This window comes from Streptomyces africanus (assembly GCF_030816955.1).
In the GTDB taxonomy this organism is placed as follows: Bacteria; Actinomycetota; Actinomycetes; order Streptomycetales; family Streptomycetaceae; genus Streptomyces; species Streptomyces africanus.
The window spans coordinates 6,201,510-6,225,196 of record NZ_JAUSYP010000001.1; the positions used below are offsets into that span (position 1 = coordinate 6,201,510).

20 protein-coding genes are annotated in these 23,687 nt (G+C 71.2%); 9 read left to right on the forward strand and 11 right to left on the reverse strand.

The annotated features are described in order from the left end of the window. Nucleotides 1–61: 61 nt before the first annotated feature. On the reverse strand, nucleotides 62–1,000 hold the full coding sequence (locus QF034_RS28890) for a DMT family transporter (RefSeq protein ID WP_307180000.1): 939 nt from the start codon (nucleotides 998–1,000) through the stop codon (nucleotides 62–64). Between the two features lie 70 nt (nucleotides 1,001–1,070). On the opposite strand from QF034_RS28890, the gene QF034_RS28895 reads away from it, so the two are divergent. Together QF034_RS28895 and QF034_RS28900 are read left to right on the forward strand one after the other, a co-directional pair. Next, nucleotides 1,071–1,655, forward strand: a complete 585-nt coding sequence (locus QF034_RS28895; protein ID WP_307177664.1) for a TetR/AcrR family transcriptional regulator — start codon at nucleotides 1,071–1,073, stop codon at nucleotides 1,653–1,655. Nucleotides 1,656–1,694: 39 nt separating this feature from the next. Continuing rightward, the gene (locus QF034_RS28900) at nucleotides 1,695–2,267 is read left to right on the forward strand and encodes a YdeI/OmpD-associated family protein (RefSeq protein ID WP_307177665.1); all 573 of its coding nucleotides are present in this window, start codon (nucleotides 1,695–1,697) and stop codon (nucleotides 2,265–2,267) included. A 60-nt stretch (nucleotides 2,268–2,327) separates the two neighbouring features. Here the strand turns inward: QF034_RS28900 and QF034_RS28905 are convergent, their stop codons facing one another. Together QF034_RS28905 and QF034_RS28910 are read right to left on the reverse strand one after the other, a co-directional pair. Continuing rightward, on the reverse strand, nucleotides 2,328–3,113 hold the full coding sequence (locus QF034_RS28905; RefSeq protein ID WP_307177666.1) for a S1 family peptidase: 786 nt from the start codon (nucleotides 3,111–3,113) through the stop codon (nucleotides 2,328–2,330). Nucleotides 3,114–3,247: 134 nt separating this feature from the next. After that, nucleotides 3,248–3,847 (reverse strand): YceI family protein, encoded by a 600-nt coding sequence (locus QF034_RS28910; RefSeq protein WP_307177667.1) that lies wholly within the window; start codon nucleotides 3,845–3,847, stop codon nucleotides 3,248–3,250. A 269-nt stretch (nucleotides 3,848–4,116) separates the two neighbouring features. Here QF034_RS28910 and QF034_RS28915 point away from each other — a divergent pair, with 269 nt between their 5' ends. The 4 genes from QF034_RS28915 (at nucleotide 4,117) to QF034_RS28930 (ending at nucleotide 9,581) form a co-directional block, all read left to right on the forward strand. Next, on the forward strand, nucleotides 4,117–4,968 hold the full coding sequence (locus QF034_RS28915; RefSeq protein WP_307177668.1) for an SDR family NAD(P)-dependent oxidoreductase: 852 nt from the start codon (nucleotides 4,117–4,119) through the stop codon (nucleotides 4,966–4,968). Between the two features lie 275 nt (nucleotides 4,969–5,243). Then, nucleotides 5,244–7,613, forward strand: a complete 2,370-nt coding sequence (locus QF034_RS28920) for a polysaccharide lyase 8 family protein (RefSeq protein WP_307177669.1) — start codon at nucleotides 5,244–5,246, stop codon at nucleotides 7,611–7,613. Between the two features lie 154 nt (nucleotides 7,614–7,767). Continuing rightward, entirely contained in the window at nucleotides 7,768–9,351 is a 1,584-nt protein-coding gene (locus QF034_RS28925) for an acyl-CoA carboxylase subunit beta (protein ID WP_307177670.1), read from the forward strand. Nucleotides 9,352–9,386: 35 nt separating this feature from the next. After that, complete coding sequence (locus QF034_RS28930; RefSeq protein ID WP_086560316.1) at nucleotides 9,387–9,581, forward strand: acyl-CoA carboxylase subunit epsilon; 195 nt, start codon at nucleotides 9,387–9,389, stop codon at nucleotides 9,579–9,581. 150 nt (nucleotides 9,582–9,731) lie between these two features. Here QF034_RS28930 and QF034_RS28935 read toward each other — a convergent pair whose 3' ends face one another. From QF034_RS28935 to QF034_RS28970, 8 genes are all read right to left on the reverse strand, one after another. Then, a complete protein-coding gene (locus QF034_RS28935; protein WP_014675207.1) occupies nucleotides 9,732–10,313 on the reverse strand; it encodes a GTP-binding protein in 582 nt (193 codons plus the stop codon). Further along, on the reverse strand, nucleotides 10,294–10,878 hold the full coding sequence (locus QF034_RS28940) for a DUF742 domain-containing protein (RefSeq protein WP_045297456.1): 585 nt from the start codon (nucleotides 10,876–10,878) through the stop codon (nucleotides 10,294–10,296). The genes QF034_RS28935 and QF034_RS28940 overlap by 20 nt, the downstream gene beginning before the upstream one ends. A gap of 94 nt (nucleotides 10,879–10,972) precedes the next feature. Further along, on the reverse strand, nucleotides 10,973–11,386 hold the full coding sequence (locus QF034_RS28945; RefSeq protein WP_004983065.1) for a roadblock/LC7 domain-containing protein: 414 nt from the start codon (nucleotides 11,384–11,386) through the stop codon (nucleotides 10,973–10,975). Nucleotides 11,387–11,396: 10 nt separating this feature from the next. Next, the gene (locus QF034_RS28950; protein WP_307177671.1) at nucleotides 11,397–14,741 is read right to left on the reverse strand and encodes a sensor histidine kinase; all 3,345 of its coding nucleotides are present in this window, start codon (nucleotides 14,739–14,741) and stop codon (nucleotides 11,397–11,399) included. A gap of 377 nt (nucleotides 14,742–15,118) precedes the next feature. Next, the gene (locus QF034_RS28955) at nucleotides 15,119–15,694 is read right to left on the reverse strand and encodes a GTP-binding protein (protein ID WP_020271455.1); all 576 of its coding nucleotides are present in this window, start codon (nucleotides 15,692–15,694) and stop codon (nucleotides 15,119–15,121) included. Further along, on the reverse strand, nucleotides 15,675–16,070 hold the full coding sequence (locus QF034_RS28960; protein WP_010044602.1) for a DUF742 domain-containing protein: 396 nt from the start codon (nucleotides 16,068–16,070) through the stop codon (nucleotides 15,675–15,677). Before QF034_RS28960 ends, QF034_RS28955 begins: the two co-directional genes overlap by 20 nt. Nucleotides 16,071–16,181: 111 nt before the next feature. Then, nucleotides 16,182–16,595, reverse strand: coding sequence for a roadblock/LC7 domain-containing protein (locus tag QF034_RS28965; RefSeq protein ID WP_020271453.1), 414 nt, complete (start codon nucleotides 16,593–16,595; stop codon nucleotides 16,182–16,184). A 9-nt stretch (nucleotides 16,596–16,604) separates the two neighbouring features. Beyond that, on the reverse strand, nucleotides 16,605–20,402 hold the full coding sequence (locus tag QF034_RS28970; protein ID WP_307177672.1) for a nitrate- and nitrite sensing domain-containing protein: 3,798 nt from the start codon (nucleotides 20,400–20,402) through the stop codon (nucleotides 16,605–16,607). Nucleotides 20,403–21,003: 601 nt separating this feature from the next. Between QF034_RS28970 and QF034_RS28975 the strand changes: the two genes are divergently transcribed. The 3 genes from QF034_RS28975 (at nucleotide 21,004) to gltX (ending at nucleotide 23,622) form a co-directional block, all read left to right on the forward strand. Next, nucleotides 21,004–21,195, forward strand: a complete 192-nt coding sequence (locus QF034_RS28975) for a hypothetical protein (RefSeq protein ID WP_167409544.1) — start codon at nucleotides 21,004–21,006, stop codon at nucleotides 21,193–21,195. A 173-nt stretch (nucleotides 21,196–21,368) separates the two neighbouring features. Further along, on the forward strand, nucleotides 21,369–22,145 hold the full coding sequence (locus QF034_RS28980; RefSeq protein WP_307177673.1) for a fumarylacetoacetate hydrolase family protein: 777 nt from the start codon (nucleotides 21,369–21,371) through the stop codon (nucleotides 22,143–22,145). Further along, nucleotides 22,138–23,622 carry a glutamate--tRNA ligase gene (gltX, locus tag QF034_RS28985; protein ID WP_307177674.1) on the forward strand — a complete coding sequence of 495 codons (1,485 nt, stop codon included), beginning with the start codon at nucleotides 22,138–22,140 and terminating at the stop codon, nucleotides 23,620–23,622. Before QF034_RS28980 ends, gltX begins: the two co-directional genes overlap by 8 nt. The last annotated feature ends 65 nt before the right edge of the window (nucleotides 23,623–23,687 follow it).

Sequence of the window (23,687 nt, forward strand, 5' to 3'; positions counted from 1 at the left end):
CAGCCACCGGAGAGCCGGTGGCCGCACTCTGGACGCCTCGGGGCTGGACATGGCGGAGACGTTAGGCGGAGCCGGGTGCCCGGGTCCACCGGTTTTCCTCCGGCTCTCCTCGGGCCGCGGTGGCGGCCGGGCCCTTCCGGCCGCCACCGCGGTGCACGACGACCACGGCAGCGAGGCAGACGGCCAGGCCGAGCGCGGTCTGCACGCCGAACGGCTCACCGAACACGAGCGCGCCCCACACGGCCGTGACCGGGGCCATGAGGAACATCAGCGTGTTCACCTTCGTCACCCCGGACCGCTTCAGGATGAGCCAGTACAGCCCGTACCCGCCGAACGTGGACAGACCCACGAGCCAGGCGACGGCCACCCAGAACCCGCCCTCGGCGGGCGGCACGGCGGCCCCCGTGCTCAGCGCCAGCACGGAGAAGAGGACGGCGCTGGTGGCGCAGTGGACGGTCAGCGACACCGCGGGAGCGACCCGCGAGCGGGACCGGCTCTCCAGGAAGGTGGCCGCGACCAGCGACAGCATGCCGAGCAGCGGAACGGCGTAGGCCCACCAGGGCACACCGGTCCCGGCCGCTGCGTCGGCCAGGGTGACCACCGAGACACCGCCCAGCCCCAGACCCAGGCCGACCCACTGCCGGCCCGAGACGTACTGCCCCAGCAGCGGTCCCGCGAGGGCCCCGGCGACGAGCGGCTGGACCCCGTCGATCAGGGCCGTCGTCCCGCTGGAGACGCCGAGCTGGATGGCGTAGTAGACGCTGAGCAGATAGCCGCTCTGCGACAGCACGCCGATGACGGCCTGCCGGGACACGTCCCGGGCGGTGATACCCCGCCAGGCCGTGCGCATGACGACGGCGACGGCGACGAGGACGACGGCCAGAGGCAGGAACCGCCACATCAGGACCGTGATCGCGGACGCGTTGCCCGCGCCGAGCTTGGCCCCGATGAACCCCGAGCTCCAGCAGAGGACGAAGGCGACGGAGAGGAAGACGTTCACCGACATCACAACCAGTAGACAGATCGGTATAGTTCTCGGCCCACTATACAGATCGGTATACTCGGGTGCCATGGGTACCACCGCCGAGAATCCGCACCGGGTCACGCTGACGCCCGCCGCCCGTCGCGTCCTGGCAGCGGCCGCCCGGCTGTTCTACGAGCGCGGCATCCACGCCGTCGGCGTCGACCTCATCGCCGCCGAGGCCGGGGTGACGAAGAAGACCCTCTACGACCGGTTCGGCTCCAAGGAGCAGATCGTCGTGGAGTACCTCGCGGACCGCGACGAGCGCTGGCGGGCCTTCCTCGCCGAACGCCTCGACGCGGCCCCGCCCGAGCCCGGGGAGCAAGTCCTGGCGGTCTTCGACGCCTCGCGGGAATGGGCGGCGGAGCTCAGTCCCAAGGGGTGCAGCATGGTCAACGCCCACGCGGAGATCAGCGACCCCGCCCATCCGGCCCACCCGGTCATCACCGGTCAGAAGCAGTGGATGCTCGCCCTCTTCACCCGCCTCGCCTCGGACATCGACCCGGAGCGGGCCGACGCCCTGGCCCGGGCGCTGATGCTGCTGCACGAGGGAGCGCTCGTCGCGCACGGCCTCGGCATCTTCCCGGACGCCATCGCCCAGGCCCGCGAACAGGCCCGCGCGCTGCTCGCGTAGCGGACAGGATCCGTCCTGCTCGGTCCCTACGGTGGTGTCATGACCGCCCCCGGAGACGCCGTCTCCTTCGCAGCCGCCGCCGACCTGGACTCCTGGCTGGCGGCACACCCCGCCCCGCATCCCGGCCTCTGGGTCAAGGTCGCCAAGAAGGGCTCGGGCATCCCCTCCGTCAGCGCCGCCGAGGTCAACGACGTGGCACTGTGCCACGGCTGGATCACCGGGCAGCGCAAGGGACTCGACGGGTCGTACTACCTCCAGCGGATCACCCCGAGGCGCCCCGGCAGCCTCTGGTCCATGGTCAACGTCCGCCGGGTCGAGGAGTTGACCGCCGCCGGGCGGATGCGGCCCGGCGGCCTCGCGGAGGTGGCGGCCGCACGGGCGGACGGACGGTGGGAGGCGGCGTACGCCTCCCAGCAGGAGGCCGAACTCCCGGCGGACCTCGCGGCGGCCCTGGAGGAGAGCCCGCGGGCCGCGGCGGCCTTCGAGGCGCTCGGGCGGACGGACCGGTACCTCGCGATGCTCGGCGTGCTCCGCGCCCGGACCCCGCGGAGCCGGGCGGCGCAGGTGGCGGCGGCGGTCGCGAAGCTGGAGGCCGGCCGGAACACCCGGTGAGACAGGGGCAGGGCCCGGCACCGTACGGCACCGGGCCCGCGGGCTGTTGTCGGGGGCGGGTCAGAGTGTCGACGCCGCCGAGGCGATGGCGGAGGCGAACGTCGAGACCTCCGTGTAGACCCCGGGGGCCTCGGGCCGGGCGCAGCCCTCACCCCAGCTGACGATGCCGACCTGGATCCAGGCGCCGGCGTTGTCCTTGCGGAACATGGGGCCGCCGGAGTCGCCCTGGCAGGTGTCGACACCGCCCGCGTCGAAGCCGGCGCAGATCTCCTCGCCCGCGACGAGGCCGCTGTAGAGGCCGCCGTATGCCTTGCAGGCGGCGTCGCCGACGAACGGCACGGTCGCCTTCAGCAGGTAGCGCTGCTGGGAGCCGCCCTCGCGGTTCGCGCCCCAGCCGGCGATGGTGAAGTCTCCGGTGTTGTACTGCGTGGTGGTGGCGATCTTCAGGGTCGGCAGGTTGATGGGCTGGGCGAGCTTGATGAGCGCCCAGTCCTTGCCGGTGCCGTTGTAGCCGGGGGCGCGGAGCACCTTGGTGGAGCGGACCTGGACCCGGCCGCTGGTGGACTGGAGGTCGACGACCCCCGCGGTGGCGGTGATGCTCGTGTTGTTGCCGGAAGCGCCCACGCAGTGCGCGGCCGTGAGCACGATCTGCTGGGTGTACAGCGCGCCGCCGCAGCCCATGGAGAGCCGGACCATGAACGGGAACTCGCCCTGCGCGGCCCGTGTCCCGCCGACGACGGGGGAGGGGGCGGCCTGCGCGGCGGTGACGGGCTGCAGGCCGGCGATCGCGAGGGCGGCGGCCCCGAGGACCGCGCATCTCTTGAGGGCGGTCAGGAGTCTCTTCAACGTGATGCCTTCCGTGGGGGTTGACTGGGGAGGTGCAACCGAAGCATCAGATTGTCGAGAGCATGACAGCAGTGAAAGGAGCGATTCGGCCAGAACCGGCCCGGTGGTAGGTCACCGGGCCGGCCGAACGGGGCTCACGCGTTCCTGATCGCCGAGATGTCGAAGTTGAGCTTGATCTTGTCGGAGACGAGGACACCGCCGGTCTCCAGGGCGGCGTTCCAGGTCAGGCCCCACTCGGAGCGCAGGATCTCCGCCTTGCCCTCGAAGCCGACGCGCTCGTTGCCGAAGGGGTCCTTCGCGGCGCCGTTGAACTCGAGGTCGATGGTGAGGGGGCGGGTCGTGCCGAGGATCGTCAGGTCGCCGGTGATGCGGTAGTCGTCACCGCCGAGGGCCTCCGCCTTGGTGGAGCGGAACGTCATGGCCGGGAACTCGTCCGCCTTGAAGAAGTCCGAGCTCTTCAGGTGGCCGTCGCGGTCGGCGTTGCCCGTCTCGATGCTGTCCATCACGACGTCCAGGGAGGCCGTGGACCGCGAGGGGTCGGTGCCGTCGAGGTGGAGCGTGCCCGTGAAGTCCTGGAAGCTGCCCTTGACGTTGGTGACCATGGCGTGCCGGGCGACGAAGCCGATCGTCGAGTGCGCGGGGTCGATCGTGTAGTCGCCGGTCAGGGCGGCCAGCTCCGGGCGCACGGCGTCGGTCGTGGCGGTCTCGGTGTCCTTGCGGCTGAAGATGCTCATGGGGTACGCCTCCTGCGTTCTGTGCGAATATTGAACGTTGAACTATGTAACGTGACCCACCGTAGACCTATTCCCGTTCAATGTTCAACATTATTGGCGGGTGTGTCGCGCCGTGGTGCCGATACCGCCGCATGGCGGCACCGGGCGGCACGCAGGGGTGGCCCTGTCGCATCCTGGGCGCAGGGCCCGGAAGGCAAGGTTCCACTTCATGGGACCGGCACGGGGGCAGCCGAGACCACGGCGGACGTACTGCGCAGGGAGACCGACCGATGACACTCACCGGCTCCGGCTCGGCCTACGACCCACCGGCGGGCGCCGCCGCACGCCGTCCCACCGCCCCCTCTCCGGGGCGCGAGCACGGGCCGCCACGGCGCCTGGACCGGCGGGTGGCCCTCGTCACCGGAGCCTCCTCCGGCATCGGGGCGGCCACGGCGCGGCGCTTCGCCATGGACGGCTGGCACCTGCTCCTCAGCGGCCGCGACCGGCGCCGCCTGGAGCAGACGGCGTCCGGCACCACGGCCGTCGTGCTCCCCGCCGACCTCGCCGCCCCGGACGGCCCGCGCCTGCTGGCCCAGTCCGCGCTGCACACGACCGGCCGGGTCGACGTCCTCGTCGCCGGGGCGGGCATCGGCTGGGCGGGCCCGTTCGCCGCCATGCCGCACACCGACATCGACCGCGTACTGGCCCTGGACCTCAACGCCACGCTGCACCTCGTGCGTGAGGTGCTGCCCTCGATGATCGCGGCCGGGCGGGGCCGGGTGGTGCTGCTCGGCTCGGCCGCGGGCTGCGTGGGCGTACGGGAGGAAGCGGTGTACTCCGCAGCCAAGGCCGCGCTGGCCGCCTTCTCCCAAGCGCTGCGCCGGGAACTGCGCGGCACGGGCGTGGGCGTGACCCTCGTGGTGGCCGGCCCCGTCGACACGCCCTTCCACGCCCGCCGCGGCAGACCCTACGACCGCTCCCGCTCCCGGCAGATCCCGCCCGGCCGCGTGGCCGCAGCCGTCTGGGAGGCCGTACGCGAGGACCGCGACCAGGTCTACGTCCCCGCCTGGCTGGCCCTCCCGGACCGCCTCCGCGCCCTGGCCCCGAGGATGTCCGGCCGCCTGCTGAACCGCTGGGGCTGACCCGGCCGTACCACCCGATGCCCTGCCGGACCGCCCCGGCTGATCCGGCGGCTCAGCTCCGGCGGCGTCCCGGTTTGTGCTGCTCGGTGGCTGGGGCTGCTCCGGCCGTGTCCCGCCTTGTGCTGCTCTGCGGCTGGGGCTGCTCCGGCCGCGTCCCGGTATCCTGCTCCCCGCCTCGGCCGCCCCGGCCTTACCCCGGGGCACGTTGCGCCGTTCCGGCTACTCCGGCCGGATCCTCCGTTCAGGTGACCGTCTTCGCGTGGTAGGGCATGGGCATGACTCCCCAGCGTCGCGTCTTCTCCCGCCGTACGGCCGAGGCCGCCGCTCTGCCCGGCCCCGGCCGCCGCGCCCTGCTGCTCGCGGCCGCGGCCCTGGCGGCCACCGGCGGCGCGAGGCCCACGCCCCGGGGCACCGACGCGCAGGACGCCGACCCGTACGACACCCTCCGCCGGCGCTGGCTCGGCATCTCCCTCGGCGCCGGCTACGACCCGGCCGCGCAGCCGTACGCCTCCCGCCTCGCCGAGACCGGCGAACTCGCCCGCTCCCTGCACTCGGCCATGGCCCCGGCGGCGGACTCCCTCTGGCCCGGCCACCCCTTCGACCCGCCCGCCGGCATCACCATGAGCTACAGCCGCCTGTGGACCATGACCCAGGCCTGGGTCCAGCAGGGCACCGGCTCGACCGCCGACCCGGACCTGCTCGCCGGCATCCTGCGCGGCCTCGACCACCTGTCCGCCACCGTCTACAACCCCGCCACCACCCGCTACGGCAACTGGTGGGAATGGCAGATCGGCAGCCCCCGCCTGCTCATGGACATCACGGCGGCCCTGTACGACCGGCTCGGCGCCCGGATCCAGGCCGCCTGCGCCGCCGTCGACCACTTCGTGCCCGACTCGGCCCTCGGCGACTACACCGGCACGTCCACCGGCGCCAACCGGGTCGACCTGTGCCGCTCCGTCGCCCTGCGCGGCATCCTCGGCCGCGCCCCGGACAGGATCGCCCTCGCCCGCGACGCGCTCTCCCCGGTCTTCCCGTACGTCACCCGGGGCGACGGCCTCTACGCCGACGGCTCCTTCGTCCAGCACACCTGGGTCGCCTACTCGGGCACGTACGGCCAGGTCATGCTCGACGGCCTGGGCCGCCTCTTCGCCCTGCTCGCCGGATCCGACTGGGAGGTCACCGACCCGAACCGGCAGATCGTCCTGGACAGCGTCGAGCACGCCTACGCACCGCTCATCCACGACGGGCTCGTCATGGACAGCGTCAACGGCCGGGCCATCAGCCGCGGTCTCCTCACCGCCGACGACCGCAAGGTCATGCGCAGCGACCACTTCCACGGCCGGCAGCTCATCGCGGCCATCGCGCTCCTCGCGGCCGGCGCGAGCCCCGCGGAACGCGACCGCTGGCACGCCCGTATCAAGGGCTGGATCGAACGGGACACGGTCGCCCCGATCCTGACGGCACGCCAGTTCGGCGTCGCCGACCTGGCCCGGCTGCACGCGATCGCGGCCTCGCCCCTCCCGGCCGCCCCCGAGCCCACCGGCCACCGCCTCTTCGCCGCCATGGACCGCGCCGTCCACCGCCGCCCCGGCTTCACCGTGAACATCGCCATGGCCAGCGACCGCATCGCCCACTACGAGTGCGGCAACGGCGAGAACCCGCGCGGCTGGCACACGGGTGCCGGGATGGTCTCCTGGTGGGCCGGCGCCGGCGACCAGTACACGGACTGGTTCTGGCCCACCGTGGACTGGTACCGCCTGCCCGGCACCACCGTCTCCACCAAGCGCCTCGCCGACCGGGAAGGCGGCGAGTGGGGCACGGCCCGCCCGGACGCGCGCTGGGTCGGCGGCACCACCGACGGCGAGTACGCCGCGCTCGGCCAGCACCTCAAGGGCCTCGGCTCCACCCTCCAGGCCCGCAAGTCCTGGTTCTGCGTCGCGGACGCGGTGATCTGCCTGGGCGCCGGGATCAGCTGCGCCGACGGCGTGCCGGTGGAGACGATCGTCGACAACCGCAACCTCGGTGAGTCCGGCACCCAGACCTTCGTACGGGGCCCGGGCTGGGCCCATTTGGAGGGCCACGGCGGCTGGGTCCTGCTCGACGGTGAGCCGCAGGCGCTGCGCGAGGACCGCACCGGCGCCTGGTCCGACATCAACACCGGCGGCACGCCACAGCGGCGCACCCGCCGCTGGCAGACCCTCCGGATCGACCACGGCACCGACCCGAAGGACGCCACGTACGCCTACGTCCTCATGCCCGGCGCGTCCCGCCGCGCGGTCGCGCGCCGCGCCGCCGACCGCCACTGGCTGTCGATCCTCGCCAACGACGCCGGCCGCCAGGCGGTCAGTGTGCCCTCCCTCGGCCTCACGGCCGCGAACTTCTGGCAGGCCGGCACGGCGGGCCCGCTCACCGCCTCCGCCGGCGCGAGCGTGCTGACCGTCCGCCGGGGCCGTACCGCTACTCTCTGCCTGAGCGAACCACCCCGTACGGGCGAACCACTGGAGATCACCTGGAACCGCCCGGTCCGCCGGGTCACCCGCGCGGACGAGACGGTCGACGTGCTCTCCACAGGCCGCCGGCTGCGCGTGCGCGTCACCCCCGGGGAGGCATGCGCCACCCACTTCTGTGAGGTGACCCTCGGCTGACGGCTTTGTCAGACCCCCACAAGCCGCACGCCCCCTGAGCAGTCAGAAGGGCTGCACTCCGCCATGGTTCTGTTCAGGGGTACCAGGAAAACACGCCGGAGACTGTGAGGAGTCGACGGCCCGCAATCCTTGGTTGGCTTCGTAAGGTCGCTACATGACCGTTTTGGATGAGGCGCCGGGTGAGCCGACCGACGCGCGTGGACGCGTGGCCGAACTGCACGAGATCCGTGCGCAGGCGGTGGCCGGACCGAGCGAGAAGGCGACCGAGGCACAGCACGCCAAGGGCAAGCTGACCGCGCGCGAGCGCATCGAACTTCTCCTCGACCCGGAGTCCTTCCGCGAGGTCGAGCAGCTGCGCCGGCACCGGGCGACCGGCTTCGGCCTGGAGGCCAAGAAGCCGTACACCGACGGTGTGATCACCGGCTGGGGCACGGTGGAAGGCCGGACGGTCTTCGTCTACGCCCACGACTTCCGCATCTTCGGCGGCGCGCTGGGCGAGGCCCACGCCACGAAGATCCACAAGATCATGGACATGGCCATCGCGGCCGGTGCGCCTCTGGTCTCCCTGAACGACGGCGCCGGCGCCCGTATCCAGGAGGGCGTCTCGGCGCTCGCCGGCTACGGCGGCATCTTCCAGCGCAACACCAAGGCGTCGGGCGTCATCCCGCAGATCAGCGTCATGCTCGGCCCGTGCGCGGGCGGCGCGGCCTACAGCCCGGCCCTGACGGACTTCGTGTTCATGGTCCGCGACACCTCGCAGATGTTCATCACCGGCCCGGACGTCGTCAAGGCCGTCACCGGCGAGGAGATCACGCAGAACGGCCTGGGCGGCGCGGACGTGCACGCCGAGACGAGCGGTGTGTGCCACTTCGCGTACGACGACGAGGAGACCTGCATCGCCGAGGTCCGCTACCTCCTCACCCTCCTGCCGCAGAACAACCGCGAGAACCCGCCCCGCGCGGAGGCCTCCGACCCGGTCGACCGCCGCTCGGACGTCCTCCTCGACCTCGTCCCGGCGGACGGCAACCGGCCGTACGACATGGCCAAGGTCATCGAGGAGATCGTCGACGACGGCGACTACCTGGAGGTCCACGAGCGCTGGGCCCGCAACATCATCTGCGCGCTGGGCCGGATGGACGGCCAGGTCGTCGGCATCATCGCCAACCAGCCGCAGGTGCTCGCCGGTGTCCTGGACATCGAGGCCTCCGAGAAGGCGGCCCGCTTCGTCCAGATGTGTGATGCCTTCAACATCCCGATCGTCACTCTTCTGGACGTCCCCGGCTTCCTCCCGGGCGTCGACCAGGAGCACGGTGGCATCATCCGCCACGGCGCGAAGCTCCTCTACGCGTACTGCAACGCGACCGTGCCGAGGATCTCGCTGATCCTGCGCAAGGCCTACGGAGGTGCGTACATCGTCATGGACAGCCAGTCCATCGGTGCCGACCTCACCTACGCCTGGCCGACCAACGAGATCGCCGTCATGGGCGCGGAGGGCGCGGCCAACGTCATCTTCCGCCGCCAGATCGCCGACGCCGAGGACCCCGAGGCCATGCGGGCCCGCATGGTCAAGGAGTACAAGTCCGAGCTGATGCACCCCTACTACGCGGCCGAGCGCGGCCTGGTCGACGACGTCATCGACCCCGCGGAAACCCGCGAGGTGCTCATCAAGTCCCTCGCGATGCTCCAGACCAAGCACGCCGACCTGCCCTCCCGCAAGCACGGCAACCCTCCGCAGTAACCTCGCGGACATCTCTCTCCTGGAGACTGAGACCCATGGACATCCCTGACATCCGCGTCGAGAAGGGCCACGCCGAGCCCGAGGAGGTCGCCGCCATCACGGCGATCCTCCTGGCCCGCGCCGCCGCCCGCCCCACGGACCCGACCCCGACGCACCGCGGCCGCGTGAAGGCGGGCTGGCGCCGCCTGGAACGCGAGCCGGGCTTCCGCGCCCCGCACAGCTGGCGCTGACCCCAGAACCAGAAAGAAGGCCCCTCATGGAGGGGCCTTCTTTTTTGGGGGCGCGGGGAACTGCGCGACAAGCCACATACGACCCGCACCCGGCATACGACAGCCCCCGGCAGCCCAGAGGCCGCCAGGGGCTGTCCCACAGCAAGAGAACTAACGCAGCCGGGCCATCAGCGCGTGCTCGACCAGCGTGATCAGCGCCGACTTCGCGTCCGCCCGGTGGCGGGCGTCGGTCGTGATGATCGGGGTGTCGGGGCCGATCTGGAGGGCTTCCCGGACCTCGTCGGGGGTGTACGGCTGCTGGCCGTCGAAGCCGTTCAGCGCGATGACGAACGGCAGGCCGCTGTTCTCGAAGTAGTCGACGGCCGGGAAGCAGTCGGCGAGACGGCGGGTGTCCACCAGCACGATCGCGCCGATGGCGCCGCGCACGAGGTCGTCCCACATGAACCAGAAGCGGTCCTGGCCCGGCGTACCGAAGAGGTACAGGATCAGGTCCTGGTCCAGGGTGATACGGCCGAAGTCCATGGCGACCGTCGTGGTGGTCTTGTCCCCGGTGTGGGTGAGGTCGTCGATGCCGGCCGAAGCTGACGTCATGACGGCCTCGGTACGCAGCGGGTTGATCTCCGAGACGGCCCCGACGAACGTGGTCTTGCCCACGCCGAAGCCACCCGCCACCACGATCTTCGCCGAGGTGGTGGAGCGGGAAGGACCGCCGCTAGAGCTTGCGAAGTCCACTGAGCACCCTTTCGAGCAGTGTCACGTCTGGCTGGCCGCCGGCGTTCTCGTCGCCGCCGGGCTGATGGATGGCGACCAGTCCCGCCTCCGCCAAGTCGGCGACGAGGATCCTGGCCACGCCGAGAGGGATCGTGAGGAGCGCCGAGATCTCGGCGACCGACTTGATTTCCCGGCAGAGGTTGCAGATCCGCTGATGCTCGGGCAACTGGCCCTGCATCTGGTGCGGCTGCGCAGTGGTGTGCACCAGCGCCTCGATGGCGAGCTGGTAACGCGGGCGGGTCCGGCCACCGGTCATGGCGTACGGACGCACCAGCGGGTTGTGGTTGTTCGACGCCCCACCGGGCGCCGGCTCCGGGGTGCGGCGCTGCGGCTGCACGGGCTGGATGCGCGGGGCCGGCGGCTGGTCGTACGGCGACGGGCCGGGGCCCTGTGGCGCGTACGGCTGCCGGTGGCTCGGTGCGGAGGGGAAGTTGTAACGGTTCGGGTTCTGTCCACCGTCGCCCTGGCCCTGGGCAGGGCCGTACGACCAGTTGCCCGAAGACGAACCGCCTGGGGGTGTTGCCACTTTCTCCTCCTCCGACTGTGCCTGGCACCCATCGCTGTGGAGCCGCGTCCCGAAACCTTACGGCCCCGGGGCGCCAAAACGCACCGTCCGTCTGTTAGTTGAGCAGGCTCCCCTGGAGCTCCGCGCGAAGGTCCGGTGTCAGGACCGTACCGGCTCGGTCCACGAGCAGTGCCATCTCGTATCCGATGAGGCCGATGTCCGCCTCCGGATGTGCGAGAACCGCGAGCGACGAGCCGTCGGAGATGGACATGATGAAGAGGAATCCCCGCTCCATCTCCACAACCGTCTGATTGACGCTTCCGCCCTCGAAGATCCGGGAGGCGCCTGCCGTCAGAGATGTCAGACCGGAGGCGACGGCCGCGAGCTGGTCGGCACGGTCGCGGGGGAAGCCTTCGGACATCGCCAGAAGGAGTCCGTCGGCGGAGACCACCACCGTGTGGGACACCCCCGGGGTGTTGTCCACGAAGTTGGTGATCAACCAGTTCAGGTTCTGTGCCGCCTGGCTCATCGGGCTCACACTAACGCTCCTGGTTGTAGGTGCTGTCAGGACCGAAGCCCTGGCCGTTCGTTTCACTGCCTGCGTTGCGTCCGCGCTGTACGCCGCGGCGCAGGTTGCTCAGCCTGCCCCGGACGTCCTCCGGGGCGCGGGAGACCTGTGGGCCTCCCTGGGGAGTGCTCTCGGCGGAACCCTCGATCAGGTTGGCCTTGGGCACCCGCCTCGGCAGGCCGGAGGAGGTGACCCCGCCCGCCTTCGGCTTCCGGAGCTGCGAGGCCTGCTGCCACCGCTCGTCGTTCGCCGAGCGCCAGTCGCTGTCGCCGTTGCTCTCCGGGGTGGAGGCCGGGGGCTCCTGGCTCGCGTGCCGGGCGCCGCCCGCACCGTTCGCACCGCTCGCGGCGGACCCGCGGCGGGGAAGCCCGGCGTCGGTCAGCGAGGGTGCGGCGGAGTGGGCCGGTCCCGGACGGTCGAAGCCTACGCGGTCCTGCTCACTCGCGTCAGCGGCCTGCGCAGATTCCGTTTCCTGGGCCTGAGAAGGGTACTGGCTCGGGTAGCCGTTCTGGTAACCGTCCTGCTGCGGCCAGTCGTCCTGGTAACGCCGCTGCTCGAAGGCGGCGAAGCCACCGGGCCCGCCCGCGTCCGGACCCGAGTGCTCCTCCTGGGCCGGCTCCGCATAGGAGGAGGGGTCCGGGTAGCCGCCGTTCTGCGAGAAGGTGTCGTTCTGCGGCACACCGCCGTTCGGCGCGTAGTACTGCTCGTCGTACGCGGCCCGCTGCGGCTCCTCGTACGCCGACTGCCGCTGCTCTTCGTACGGCGCCCGCTGCTGCTCCTCGTACGGTGCCTGACGGTCGTACGCGGCGGGCTGCTCCGGGTAACCGGTCCGGCCCGTGTCGTAGCCCTGGCCGGAGTCGTAGCCCTGGCCGCTGTCGTAGCCCTGCCGCCCGTGGAACTCCTCGGCGTATCCGGACGTCTCGGCCTGCTCCTGGGCGTTCTGGCCGTTCCGGCCGGGCAGGGCGGGCTGTTCGTGCGACTGGGCCTCGAGGGCCGCCCGGCGCTCCTCGCGCATCAGGGAGCGGCCGACGGGGTCCAGCTCGCGTATGTCGTCGGGGACGTCGGAGTAGCGGCTGTCGTCGAAGCCGAGCTCCGCCGCCGTGCGCATGGGCGGCTGGTTGAAGTTCTCGCCGCCGCCGAAGTTCTGCTCCGGGATGATCTGCGAGACGGTGAACTCATCGCGGTCCACGTGCTGCTCGCCGCCGCCACCGTGGGTGATCGCGTCGGGCAGCATGACCAGCGAGGTGGTGCCGGCCTGCTCGCCGGAGGGGCGCAGCTGGACGCGGATGCCGTGCCGGTCGGACAGCCGGCCGACCACGAACAGGCCCATGCGCTGCGAGATCGCGGCGTCCACGGTCGGCGGGTTGGCCAGCTTGTGGTTGATGTCCGCGAAGTCCTCGGCGGTCAGGCCGATGCCCTTGTCGTGGATCTCGACCATCACGCGGCCGTCGGGGAGACGGGTCGCGGTGACACGGACCTTGGTCTGCGGGGAGGAGAACGTGGTCGCGTTCTCCAGCAGCTCGGCGAGCAGGTGCACGAGGTCGGTCACGGCCCGGCCGTGGATCTCGGCCTCCGGGACGCCGGACAGCTCGATGCGCTCGTACTGCTCCACCTCGGAGGAGGCGGCGCGCAGCACGTCGACCAGCGGGACCGGCTGGTCCCAGCGGCGGCCGGGCTCCTCGCCGGCGAGGACCAGGAGGTTCTCGCCGTTGCGGCGCATACGGGTCGCGAGGTGGTCCAGCTTGAAGAGGTTCTCCAGCTGGTCCGGGTCGGCCTCGTTGTTCTCCAGGTCGGTGATCAGGGTCAGCTGGCCCTCGATCAGCGACTGGTTGCGGCGCGACAGGTTGGTGAAGATCGCGTTGATGTTGCCCCGCAGCAGGGCCTGCTCGGCGGCGAGCCGGACGGCCTCGCGGTGGACCTGGTCGAAGGCGCGGGCGACCTCGCCGATCTCGTCCGTGGTGGTGATCGGGATGGCCTGCACGCGGGTGTCGACGCGTCCGGGGTCGGTGCGCGAGAGCTGGTCGACGAGCATCGGCAGGCGCTGCTCGGCGATGCCGAAGGCGGCGTTGCGCAGCTGGCGCATCGAGCGGCTCATCTGGCGGGCCACCGCGCCGGCCAGGATGAAGGCCAGGAGCAGGGCGACCACGACGGCGGCACCGGTGATGTAGGCGTCGCGCTGGGCGCCGTCCGCGATGTCGGAGGCCTCGCTCACGGCCTTGTCGGCCATGTCCGTCTCGATCTTCTCGTACGCGTTGAACCGGAGCGTGTTGACCGCCCACCAGTTCTCGGCGGTGACGCCCTGCTCGGCGAGGGCGGCGCGGGCGCTCGGATCCGTGGTCTGGAGCGTCGCGACGGCCGAGACCATCGTCTCCGGCTTGGACGGCGGGGCGACGTAGTCCGGGTTCTTGGCCTTGGCCTCCCGGGCCATCGCGGCACCGTCGGTCCTCATCTTCGCCTCAGCGGCCTTGAGCTTGGCCGCGTCCTCCTCGGTACCGCCGCCGATGTACTCCTGCATGGCGATGCGCTCGAGGTAGGCGTACGAGGACAGGGCGATGCGCTGGCTGGCGAGGTTGCCCTCGTCCGGGCCCGGCTTCGTCAGGATGTGCATGCCGATGGAGCGCTGCAGCGACAGGGCCGCCTTGGTGAGCTCGATGGCGTAGACGGTCCGGCCGTAGCTGGTGATGTTGCCGGTGCCGAGGCCCAGCTCGTTGGCGAACTCCGTCAGCGGGTGGGCGATCTCGACGTAGCCCTCCTCCGTCTGTACGCCCTTGAGCTTGGAGGAGTACGCGACCTGGCGCAGGGTCTGCAGCTTGGGCTCCGCCTTGCGGAACAGGTCCAGACGGCGCTCCAGGCCGGGCTTGGCCGGCATGCTCTGGGCCGCGGCGTCGAAGGCGTCGGCCGCCTCGTCGGTGGCCTTGCGGACCTGGGCGACGGTCGCCTTGTCCCGGGCGGTCTGGGCGCTGCCCTTCAGCAGGGGCGCCGCGGAGGTGTCGCGCTCGATGTACAGGGCATTGGCGTACAGCAGGGAGGCCCGCACCAGACGCGCGGTGTTCTCCGCGTCCTCGGCCTCCTGCCAGGTGTCGATGGAGCTCTTCACCTGGATGCCGCCCATGACGAGGCCGACCAGCACGGGTATGAGCAGGATCGCGTTGAGCCTGGTCGCCACGCGCCAGTTGCGCGGGGAGAGACGGCCACCGCTCTGGGCGGGCGCGGCCGTCGGCTCCGAACCGGGCACGGGGGCGGGCGCCGCTGTGCGCGGCGGCGGGGTGAAGTTGCCCCGGGCCGACGGCTCGGGACTGTTCTTGCTTCGCCTCACTCGACCAACAACCTCTCGGCGGTCGGCACCAACGTTGTGCCGCAGTTTCTCAGAGCCCGGTACGCCATCGACTGACGTGTACGCCATTGACTATTGGGCAGTTCAGGCATTCCAGCACGACGACCTGCGCTCTTCCAAACAGTCCGGGGTGGGGATTCCGAGGGATGTAAGCCCCAGATAAAACGGTCATAAAGAGCGAGCCCCGCCAAAAGGCGGGGCGATTGTGCGCGCAGCGAGACCGGATGTGCGCGACGCGTGGCCGTACCACCTGATTCCTCTGCCGAAACGTTATGAACACCGTGGCCGACCGTGTCAAAGGACACAGTCGGCTCCGGTACATCTACGACAACTGCCGTATGGCGCTTCTGAATTGGGTGCTACCTCAGCCGTGCCATCAGAGCGTGCTCGACCAGCGTGATCAGCGCACTCTTCGCGTCGGCCCGGTGCCGGGCGTCCGTCGTGATGATGGGGGTGTCGGGGCCGATCTGGAGAGCTTCCCGCACCTCATCGGGGGTGTAGGGCTGCTGGCCGTCGAAGCCGTTGAGGGCGATGACGAAGGGCAGACCACTGTTCTCGAAGTAGTCGACGGCGGGGAAGCAGTCGGCGAGGCGGCGGGTGTCCACCAGCACGACGGCACCGATCGCGCCGCGCACCAGGTCGTCCCACATGAACCAGAAGCGGTCCTGGCCCGGCGTACCGAACAGGTACAGGATCAGGTCCTGGTCCAGGGTGATACGGCCGAAGTCCATGGCCACCGTGGTGGTGGTCTTGTCCCCGGTGTGCGTGAGGTCGTCGATGCCCGCGCTGGCGGAGGTCATCACGGCCTCGGTGCGCAGCGGGTTGATCTCCGAGACGGCGCCGACGAACGTGGTCTTGCCCACGCCGAAGCCGCCCGCCACCACGATCTTCGCGGAGGTGGTGGAACGACCCGCGTCAGAGCTTGCGAAGTCCACTGAGCACCCTTTCGAGCAGTGTCACGTCCGGTGCGCCGGTGGCCTCGTCGCCGCCCGGCTGGTGGATCGCGACGAGACCGGCCTCCGCCAGGTCCGCGACCAGGATCCGGGCCACACCGAGCGGCATGTTGAGCAGCGCCGAGACCTCGGCGACCGACTTCACCTCACGGCACAGGTGGCAGATCCGCTGGTGCTCCGGGAGCAGCCCCATGAGCGCCGCGGGATCAGCGGTCGTGCTGATCAGTGCCTCGATGGCCAGCTGATAACGCGGCCGGGTCCGGCCGCCGGTCATGGCGTACGGCCGGACCAGCGGCTGGTCGCCCTCGTCCTCGTACGGCTCCGCGTACGGATCATGAGAGGCGGGGGGCGGGGTCATGGGTCCTCCGGGCGGGACAACAAGTCGGTCAGTCGAGCCGTCTGACGAGGCCTGTGTGGGGTGTGTGGCAGCCGGACGGTGATGTGGTGAGACGGGTGGTGCCGGGGCCGATCAATGGAGCAGACTGCCTTGGAGCTCAGCTCGCAGGTCGGGGGTGAGCACCGCGCCCGCGCGGTCGACCAGGAGCGCCATCTCGTAGCCGACGAGGCCGATGTCGCATTCGGGGTGAGCGAGGACGGCGAGCGACGAGCCGTCCGAGACGGACATGAGGAAGACGAATCCCCGCTCCATCTCCACGACCGTCTGTGCCACGTCGCCGCCCTCGAAGATCCGGGAGGCGCCTGCCGTCAGGGACGTCAGACCGGAGGCGACGGCCGCGAGCTGGTCCGCGCGGTCGCGCGGGAAGCCCTCCGACATCGCCAGGAGGAGGCCGTCGGCGGACACGACGACGGTGTGGGACACCCCTGGGGTGTTGTCCACGAAGTTGGTGATCAACCAGTTGAGATTCTGTGCCGCCTGGCTCATCGGACTCAACTAACGCTCCTGCTGGTGAGAGGGCCGAGGGAAGCTGCCGGTCTGGGTGGACCCGGCCTGACGACCCTGTGCAATACCGCGGCGGAGATTGGTCAGCCGACCGCGTACGTCATCGGGGGCACGCGAGATCTGCGGACCGCTCTGCTGGGGCTGCTGCTGAGCCGTGCCCGGGACGAGGTTCGCCCGGGGCACTCGGCGCGGCAGGCCGGAGGTGGTGACCCCGCCGGCAGCGGGCTGGCGGACGCGCTCGGCCTGGCGGACGAGGTCGTCGTTCGGCGAGCTGCGCCAGCCGGCGGAGGCCGGCCGCTGCGGACCGCCGGTTTCCTGCGGCTGCTGCGGGGCCGGAGCCGAACCGTTGCTCTGCGACGGCTGCTGCTGCTCCTGCTGGCCGTGGAACCAGTTGGTCTCGAGGGTGTCGTACAGCGGCGTACGGCCGTCGCCCGGACCGGTCGCCGGGGGCAGGGCCTCGGGCTCCTGCCGCGCGGGCCGTGCCTGCGGGGCGGGCGGACGCGGGGCGCCGAAGTCGGCACCGCCCCGGCCGCCGTTGACCTGCGGCCGCTCGAACTGGCCTGTGCCCGCCGGGTCGGCCGGGGTGGCCGGACCGGGGAGGGTGGGCCGGCCGGAGCCGTTGTCCTGGCGCGGCGCGGGGTACTGGCCGGTCGAGCCGCTGTCCTGCCGCGGAGCCGGGTACTGGCCGGTCGAGCCGTTGTCGTACTGGCCCGTGGAGCCGTTGTCGTAGGACTGCGGCGCGGGGTACTGGCCCGTCGTGGACGACGGGTCGCGGCGGCCGCCCGTGGCGCCGAAGACGTCCGGGCGGACGAACTGGCCCGGACCCTGCGCGTCGTCCGCGCCGGGAAGGCCGAACCGGTCCGAGTGCTGGGGGCCGCGCGCGCCGAAGTCGGCCGGAGAGCCGGGGCCCTGCCGGTCGTCGTCGCGCGGGACGGCGGGGATCTCCGCCGTCGAGCCCGGGCCCTGCCGGTCGTCGATCCGCGGCATCGCGGAGGTCCGGGAGACATCCGGCTCCTCGTGCCCGCGCGGGGTGTCCAGGGAGGCACGCGGCACCGGCGGCTGGGCGTTCTCGTCGCTCCAGCTCGGCACGCGGGGCTGCGCGTCACCGCTGCCGGGCAGCTCGGCCCGCGGACCGCCGCGCGGCGGCAGCTGCGGCCGACGGCCCTGGCCCTGCTCGGCGTTGCCCGGGCGCTGCGAGCCCCGGCCACCGCCGTAGCCGTCCTGGCCCTGCGGCCCGTTCGTCCCCGCGGCCTGCAGACCCTGCGGGGCACCGGGCGCCTGCCCGAACCCGGCACCGGCGGGAGCCGGACGGCCCTGCGGCGGCGCGGGGGGACCACTCTGCTCGAACAGCGACGGGGACTTGTCGGGACCCTGCGGGCCGCGCCCGCCGCCCGGACGGCCACCGTCCGCGTCCCGCCCGGGCAGCGCGGCCCGCGGACCCTGGCCGGCACCGAGCCGGCCACCGCCGGACGACGCACCGCCGCCGAAGCCACCGGACGCGCCGGCCGCGAGGGCGCCGCCGCCCGCCTGGCCGGCACCGGCGGCCCGCCGGGCCGCGGCCGCACCCGCGGCAGCCTGCGCGGCGGCCGGACCGCCACCGCCGACCGGCGGCTGGCCGGGCTGCTTGGGCTGGGGCTTCTTGCCGCCCTGGGCGACATCGACGGGCAGCATGACCAGCGCGGTCGTACCACCGGAGTCGGACGGGCGCAGCTGGATGCGGATGCCGTGCCGCTGCGACAGCCGGCCGACCACGAACAGACCCATGCGGCGGGAGACGGAGACGTCCACCGTCGGGGGAGAGGCGAGCCGCTCGTTGATCGCGGCGAGGTCCTCCGGCGACAGACCGATACCGGTGTCGTGGATCTCGATCAGCACCCGGCCGTCGGGCAGGGCGTGACCGGTGACCTTGACCTTGGTCTGCGGGGAGGAGAACGAGGTGGCGTTCTCCAGCAGCTCGGCGAGCAGGTGCACGAGGTCGTTGACGACCCGGCCGGCCACCTCGGTGGTCGGAACGGAGGCCAGCTCGATGCGCTCGTACTGCTCCACCTCGGACGCGGCGGCACGGAGCACGTCGACCAGCGGGACCGGACGGGTCCACCGACGGCCGGGCTCCTCACCCGCGAGAACCAGCAGGTTCTCACCGTTACGGCGCATACGCGTGGCGAGGTGGTCGAGCTTGAACAGCGAGGACAGCTGGTCCGGGTCGGCCTCGCGGGACTCCAGTTCGGAGATGAGCGAGAGCTGACGCTGGATGAGGCCCTGGGAGCGGCGCGAGAGGTTGGTGAACATCGCGTTGACGTTGCCCCGCAGCAGGGCCTGCTCGGCGGCGAGGCGGACCGCCTCGCGGTGCACGTCGTCGAAGGCCGCGGCCACCCGGCCGATCTCGTCCCGGGAGTGCACACCGACCGACTCCACGGACGTGTCGACGTCCTGCGGGTCGGACTCGGACAGCTGCTTGACCAGCTCGGGCAGCCGGTCGGAGGCGACCTTGGTCGCGGTCTCCTCCAGCCGGCGCAGCGAGCGGATCATGGAGCGGGCCACGACGAAGGCGCCGACCAGCGACACACCGAGCACGATGAGGATCAGCGCACCGGAGATGATCGCGTCGCGCTCGGTGGCGCTGCGCAGCTCACGGGCCTTCTGTTCCATCTCCTCGAGCAGCGTGTGCTCGATGTTCTTCATCTGCTGGATCTTGGTGGAGCTGTCGTCCAGCCAGTCGCGGTAGGACCGCTTGTCCTGCTGCGCGAGTCCGCTCGCGGAGACCAGGGCCCGACCCGCGTAGGTGTCGGTGGCCTTGATCGTGGAGTTGCCGCCGTCCTCGATGGGCTTGAGCAGCTCGGCGGCGGAGTCCTCGCCGTAGATGCTCTTGAAGCTGCGGATCTCGGACTTCTGGCTCTCCAGGGCCGACTCGGCGTAGAGCCGGTCGTTCGGCGAGAGCTTGCCGGTCGTGGTGTTGCTCGCGGGCAGCGCCGCCGCGAGGGCCGCGCGCTGGATCGAGGAGTACTCCTTGGCGGAGCTGAACGCGGCCAGGGCCCGGGTGCGCTGGATCATGTCCGGGTTGCTGGTCGCCTCGGCCATGTCCTGGGAGAGGTCGATCAGGTTCTCGATCAGGCGGTGGTACGCCTCGATCGTCTGCGTGGAGTTGCCGTCGGAGGCGTAGGCGCCCTTGCGGATCTGCTCCAGGTCGCCCAGCTCGCCGGCGAGCTGGATGAGGTACTCGCGGACGCCCTTGAGGTTGCCGTCCTTGCTGGCGCTGTCGATCTGCTCGGAGCTGTCGAGGAAGTTCTTCCTCGCCCGGTCGGTCTTCTCGCGCAGACCCCGGACCGTGAAGTCGGTCGCCTTGCCGCCGTGCGCCAGCGGGCCGGCCGACTGGTCGCGCTCCTCCTGGAGGGCGGCGGACAGCTCGGTGGCCTGCTTGGTCATGTCCGTCAGCAGCTTCATGTTGTCGAGCTGCTGGATGTCGTCCATGGACTGGTTGATACGCAGCGCGCCCAGCGAGGTGGCCGCGACCACCGGGAGGGCGAGCAGCGAGACCAGACGGGTCGAGATGCGCCAGTTGCGCAGGGCTATTCGCGGGCCGGGGCCTGCCGGACCCGCCGGCGGCTTCAGGGCCGGAGCCGGGCTCGCGGACCCCGTGGGGGCCGACGCGCCGGGGCGCCCGGGGCGCTCCCCGCCGTCACCCGCCGGGCCCTGGTTCTGGGCGTGCTGGGCCGAGGGACCTCGGTCGGTCCCGCCGTGCGGCTCCGGCTCCGCCGAAGCGCTGCCATCCCTCTTGAAACGTCCCTGCACTAGCGTCGCAACCTCTGGACCAGGCGCCCCATCGTTTAAACGGCGGGGCACGGTGTCGGCGTTCTGGGGACGCCCTGAGTACGCCCCCGTGGTGGTCTTGAGTGACCGGCGCTGGCTCCCCCTTCTGGCCGCCACTCGGCGCGTCTGTGCGCCCCCTGTGCGCCGGCTCGATCCTGCGGCGGTCCGTGGCATTCCAGCACAGCACAGGATCTCCAACAAGGCTCGTAGGCCAGGCCGTGACATAGGTGACACCACGTGAGTGCCGAATCACCGGATGTGGAAGGTGAGTTCGTCCATTTCGGACGTATGCCCGCGAGTCGCCGAGGTGGGACAGGTGTCCCAGTCGCCATGATCAGCAGCGGAATGGGCGCTTCAGGGGGTCAATGTCCGTTTCGCTGCAGCGAAGGGCAAGCCCGGATTGACCGAATTGCCCCCTGATTCGTGAGAAAACTCACATGCTGATCATGAGATCCCCACGATTGCGCCGGGAATCCCGTGTTTAGCCTGACGCTTTACAGAGATGGCAGAACCGACAACCCGCGCCGATGCGAGGGCCCTCCGCGCCCTCCGGCGCCCGTCACAGAACAGGGTCAAGTAAACAGTGAAGACGACGACGATGTTCCACAAGATCGCCAACCCGCGACGCACGACGCTGGCGCACCTGGACGACGCCGACGAACTGCAGACGCCGGAACAGCCGGAGCACCGCGTCGAACTCCCCACCCAGACTGCCAACCCCAAGCGCACCATCCTCACCCAGGTCCCGGTCGCGGCCGCCGCTGCCGCGGAGTGACACCAGGTAGTACGCGCACCGGCCGCCGGATGCTCACGGCGGCGGGACACCGGCACCGAAGGGGCGCCCCGGCGACGGCGGCGCCCCTTGGTATTGCGCGCGGCGCGGACCCCTCCCCGCGTTAGCCTGGAGCGTCAGACTCCAGCCGCTTCAGTCAAGGGGCCAAGCATCCCGTGCGCATCGCCAGATTCTCCATCGACGGGAACGTCGCCTTCGGCGCCATCGAGGGCGACAAGCAGGACGAACTCGTCCTGGACATCATCAAGGGCATCCCGTTCGGGGACTTCGAGCTCTCCGGCACGAAGGTGCCGGTCGGCAAGGTCAGGCTGCTGCCGCCGGTGCTCCCCAACAAGGTCGTGGCCTTCGGCCGCAACTACGCCGAGCACGCGCGCGAGCTGGGCAACGAGGTGCCCGACGCCCCCTTCGCCTTCTTCAAGCCGTCCACCTCGGTGATCGGTCCCGGCGACGAGATCCAGTACCCCTCCTTCTCCGCCGAGGTGCACCACGAGGCCGAGCTGGCCGTCGTCATCGGCCGGATGTGCCGCGAGGTCCCGCGCGAGCGCGTCAAGGACGTGATCTTCGGCTACACCTGCGCCAACGACATCACCGCCCGCGACGTCCAGAAGCGCGAGAAGCAGTGGGCCCGGGCCAAGGGCTTCGACACCTCCTGCCCGCTCGGCCCCTGGGTGGAGACGGACCTGGACCCCGGTGACCTGACCATCCAGCTCACGGTCAACGGCCAGCAGCGCCAGCTGGGCCGCACCAGCGAGATGATCCACTCCATCGAGGACCTGATCGTCAACATCTCCGAGGCCATGACGCTGCTCCCCGGCGACGTGATCCTCACGGGCACCCCGGCTGGGGTCGGCCCCCTCAACGTCGGCGACGAGGTCGCCGTCACCATCGAAGGCATCGGCACTCTCACCAACAAGGTTGTCAAGCGTGGATAGCGCACCCGGCACTCCCGTACGCGTCCGTTTCTGTCCGTCGCCCACCGGTAACCCCCACGTGGGCCTCGTGCGCACCGCCCTGTTCAACTGGGCGTTCGCCAAGCACCACCAGGGCACCCTGGTCTTCCGCATCGAGGACACCGACGCGGCCCGCGACTCGGAGGAGTCGTACACCCAGCTGCTCGACTCGATGCGCTGGCTGGGCTTCGACTGGGACGAGGGCCCCGAGGTCGGCGGCCCGCACGCGCCGTACCGCCAGTCGCAGCGCATGGACCTGTACAAGGACGTCGCGGCCAAGCTCCTGGACGCCGGCCACGCCTACCGCTGCTACTGCTCCCAGGAGGAGCTGGACACCCGCCGCGAGGCCGCCCGCGCCGCCGGCAAGCCCTCCGGCTACGACGGCCACTGCCGCGAGCTGACCGACGCCCAGGTCGCCGAGTACCAGGCCCAGGGCCGGGAGCCGATCGTCCGTTTCCGGATGCCCGACGAGACGATCACCTTCACGGACCTGGTCCGCGGCGAGCTGACCTTCACCCCGGAGAACGTCCCGGACTACGGCATCGTCCGCGCCAACGGAGCCCCGCTCTACACGCTGGTCAACCCGGTCGACGACGCCCTGATGGAGATCACCCACGTCCTGCGCGGCGAGGACCTGCTCTCCTCCACCCCGCGCCAGATCGCCCTGTACAAGGCGCTGATCGAGCTGGGCATCGCCAAGCAGATCCCCGCCTTCGGCCACCTGCCGTACGTGATGGGCGAGGGCAACAAGAAGCTCTCCAAGCGCGACCCGCAGTCGTCCCTCAACCTCTACCGGGAGCGCGGCTTCCTCCCCGAGGGCCTGCTCAACTACCTCTCGCTGCTCGGCTGGTCCCTCTCGGCCGACCAGGACGTGTTCACCATCGACGAGATGATCGCGGCGTTCGACATCTCCGACGTGAACCCCAACCCGGCCCGCTTCGACCTGAAGAAGTGCGAGGCCATCAACGGCGACCACATCCGCATGCTGGACGCGAAGGACTTCACCGAGCGCTGCCGCCCGTGGCTCCAGGCGCCGTTCGCCCCCTGGGCCCCGGAAGCCTTCGACGAGGCCAAGTGGCAGGCCATCGCCCCGCACGCCCAGACCCGCCTCAAGGTGCTGTCCGAGATCACCGACAACGTCGACTTCCTGTTCCTGCCGGAGCCGGCCGAGGACGAGGCCTCCTGGAACAAGGCCATGAAGGAGGGCTCGGACGCCCTGCTGCGCACCGCCCGCGAGAAGCTGGAGGCGGCCGACTGGACCTCCGCCGAGTCGCTGAAGGAGGCCGTCCTGGCCGCCGGCGAGGCCCACGGCCTCAAGCTCGGCAAAGCCCAGGCCCCGGTCCGCGTCGCCGTCACCGGCCGCACGGTCGGCCTGCCGCTGTTCGAGTCGCTGGAGGTCCTGGGCAAGGAGAAGACCCTGACCCGCATCGACGCGGCGCTGGCGAAGCTGGCCGCGTAACGCGAAGCACCCACACGGCGAGGGCGGCGTCCGGTTCGGGCGCCGCCTTCCGCGTACGTCACCGG

What these genes read in the sequence shown, in the direction of transcription:
- QF034_RS28895 (WP_307177664.1), top strand. Translation starts at nt 1,071, where the DNA reads ATGGGTACCACCGCCGAGAATCCGCACCGGGTCACGCTGACGCCCGCC.
- QF034_RS28900 (WP_307177665.1), top strand. Translation starts at nt 1,695, where the DNA reads ATGACCGCCCCCGGAGACGCCGTCTCCTTCGCAGCCGCCGCCGACCTG.
- QF034_RS28910 (WP_307177667.1), bottom strand. Translation starts at nt 3,847, where the DNA reads ATGAGCATCTTCAGCCGCAAGGACACCGAGACCGCCACGACCGACGCC.
- QF034_RS28915 (WP_307177668.1), top strand. Translation starts at nt 4,117, where the DNA reads ATGACACTCACCGGCTCCGGCTCGGCCTACGACCCACCGGCGGGCGCC.
- QF034_RS28920 (WP_307177669.1), top strand. Translation starts at nt 5,244, where the DNA reads ATGACTCCCCAGCGTCGCGTCTTCTCCCGCCGTACGGCCGAGGCCGCC.
- QF034_RS28925 (WP_307177670.1), top strand. Translation starts at nt 7,768, where the DNA reads ATGACCGTTTTGGATGAGGCGCCGGGTGAGCCGACCGACGCGCGTGGA.
- QF034_RS28930 (WP_086560316.1), top strand. Translation starts at nt 9,387, where the DNA reads ATGGACATCCCTGACATCCGCGTCGAGAAGGGCCACGCCGAGCCCGAG.
- QF034_RS28945 (WP_004983065.1), bottom strand. Translation starts at nt 11,386, where the DNA reads ATGAGCCAGGCGGCACAGAACCTGAACTGGTTGATCACCAACTTCGTG.
- QF034_RS28960 (WP_010044602.1), bottom strand. Translation starts at nt 16,070, where the DNA reads ATGACCCCGCCCCCCGCCTCTCATGATCCGTACGCGGAGCCGTACGAG.
- QF034_RS28965 (WP_020271453.1), bottom strand. Translation starts at nt 16,595, where the DNA reads ATGAGCCAGGCGGCACAGAATCTCAACTGGTTGATCACCAACTTCGTG.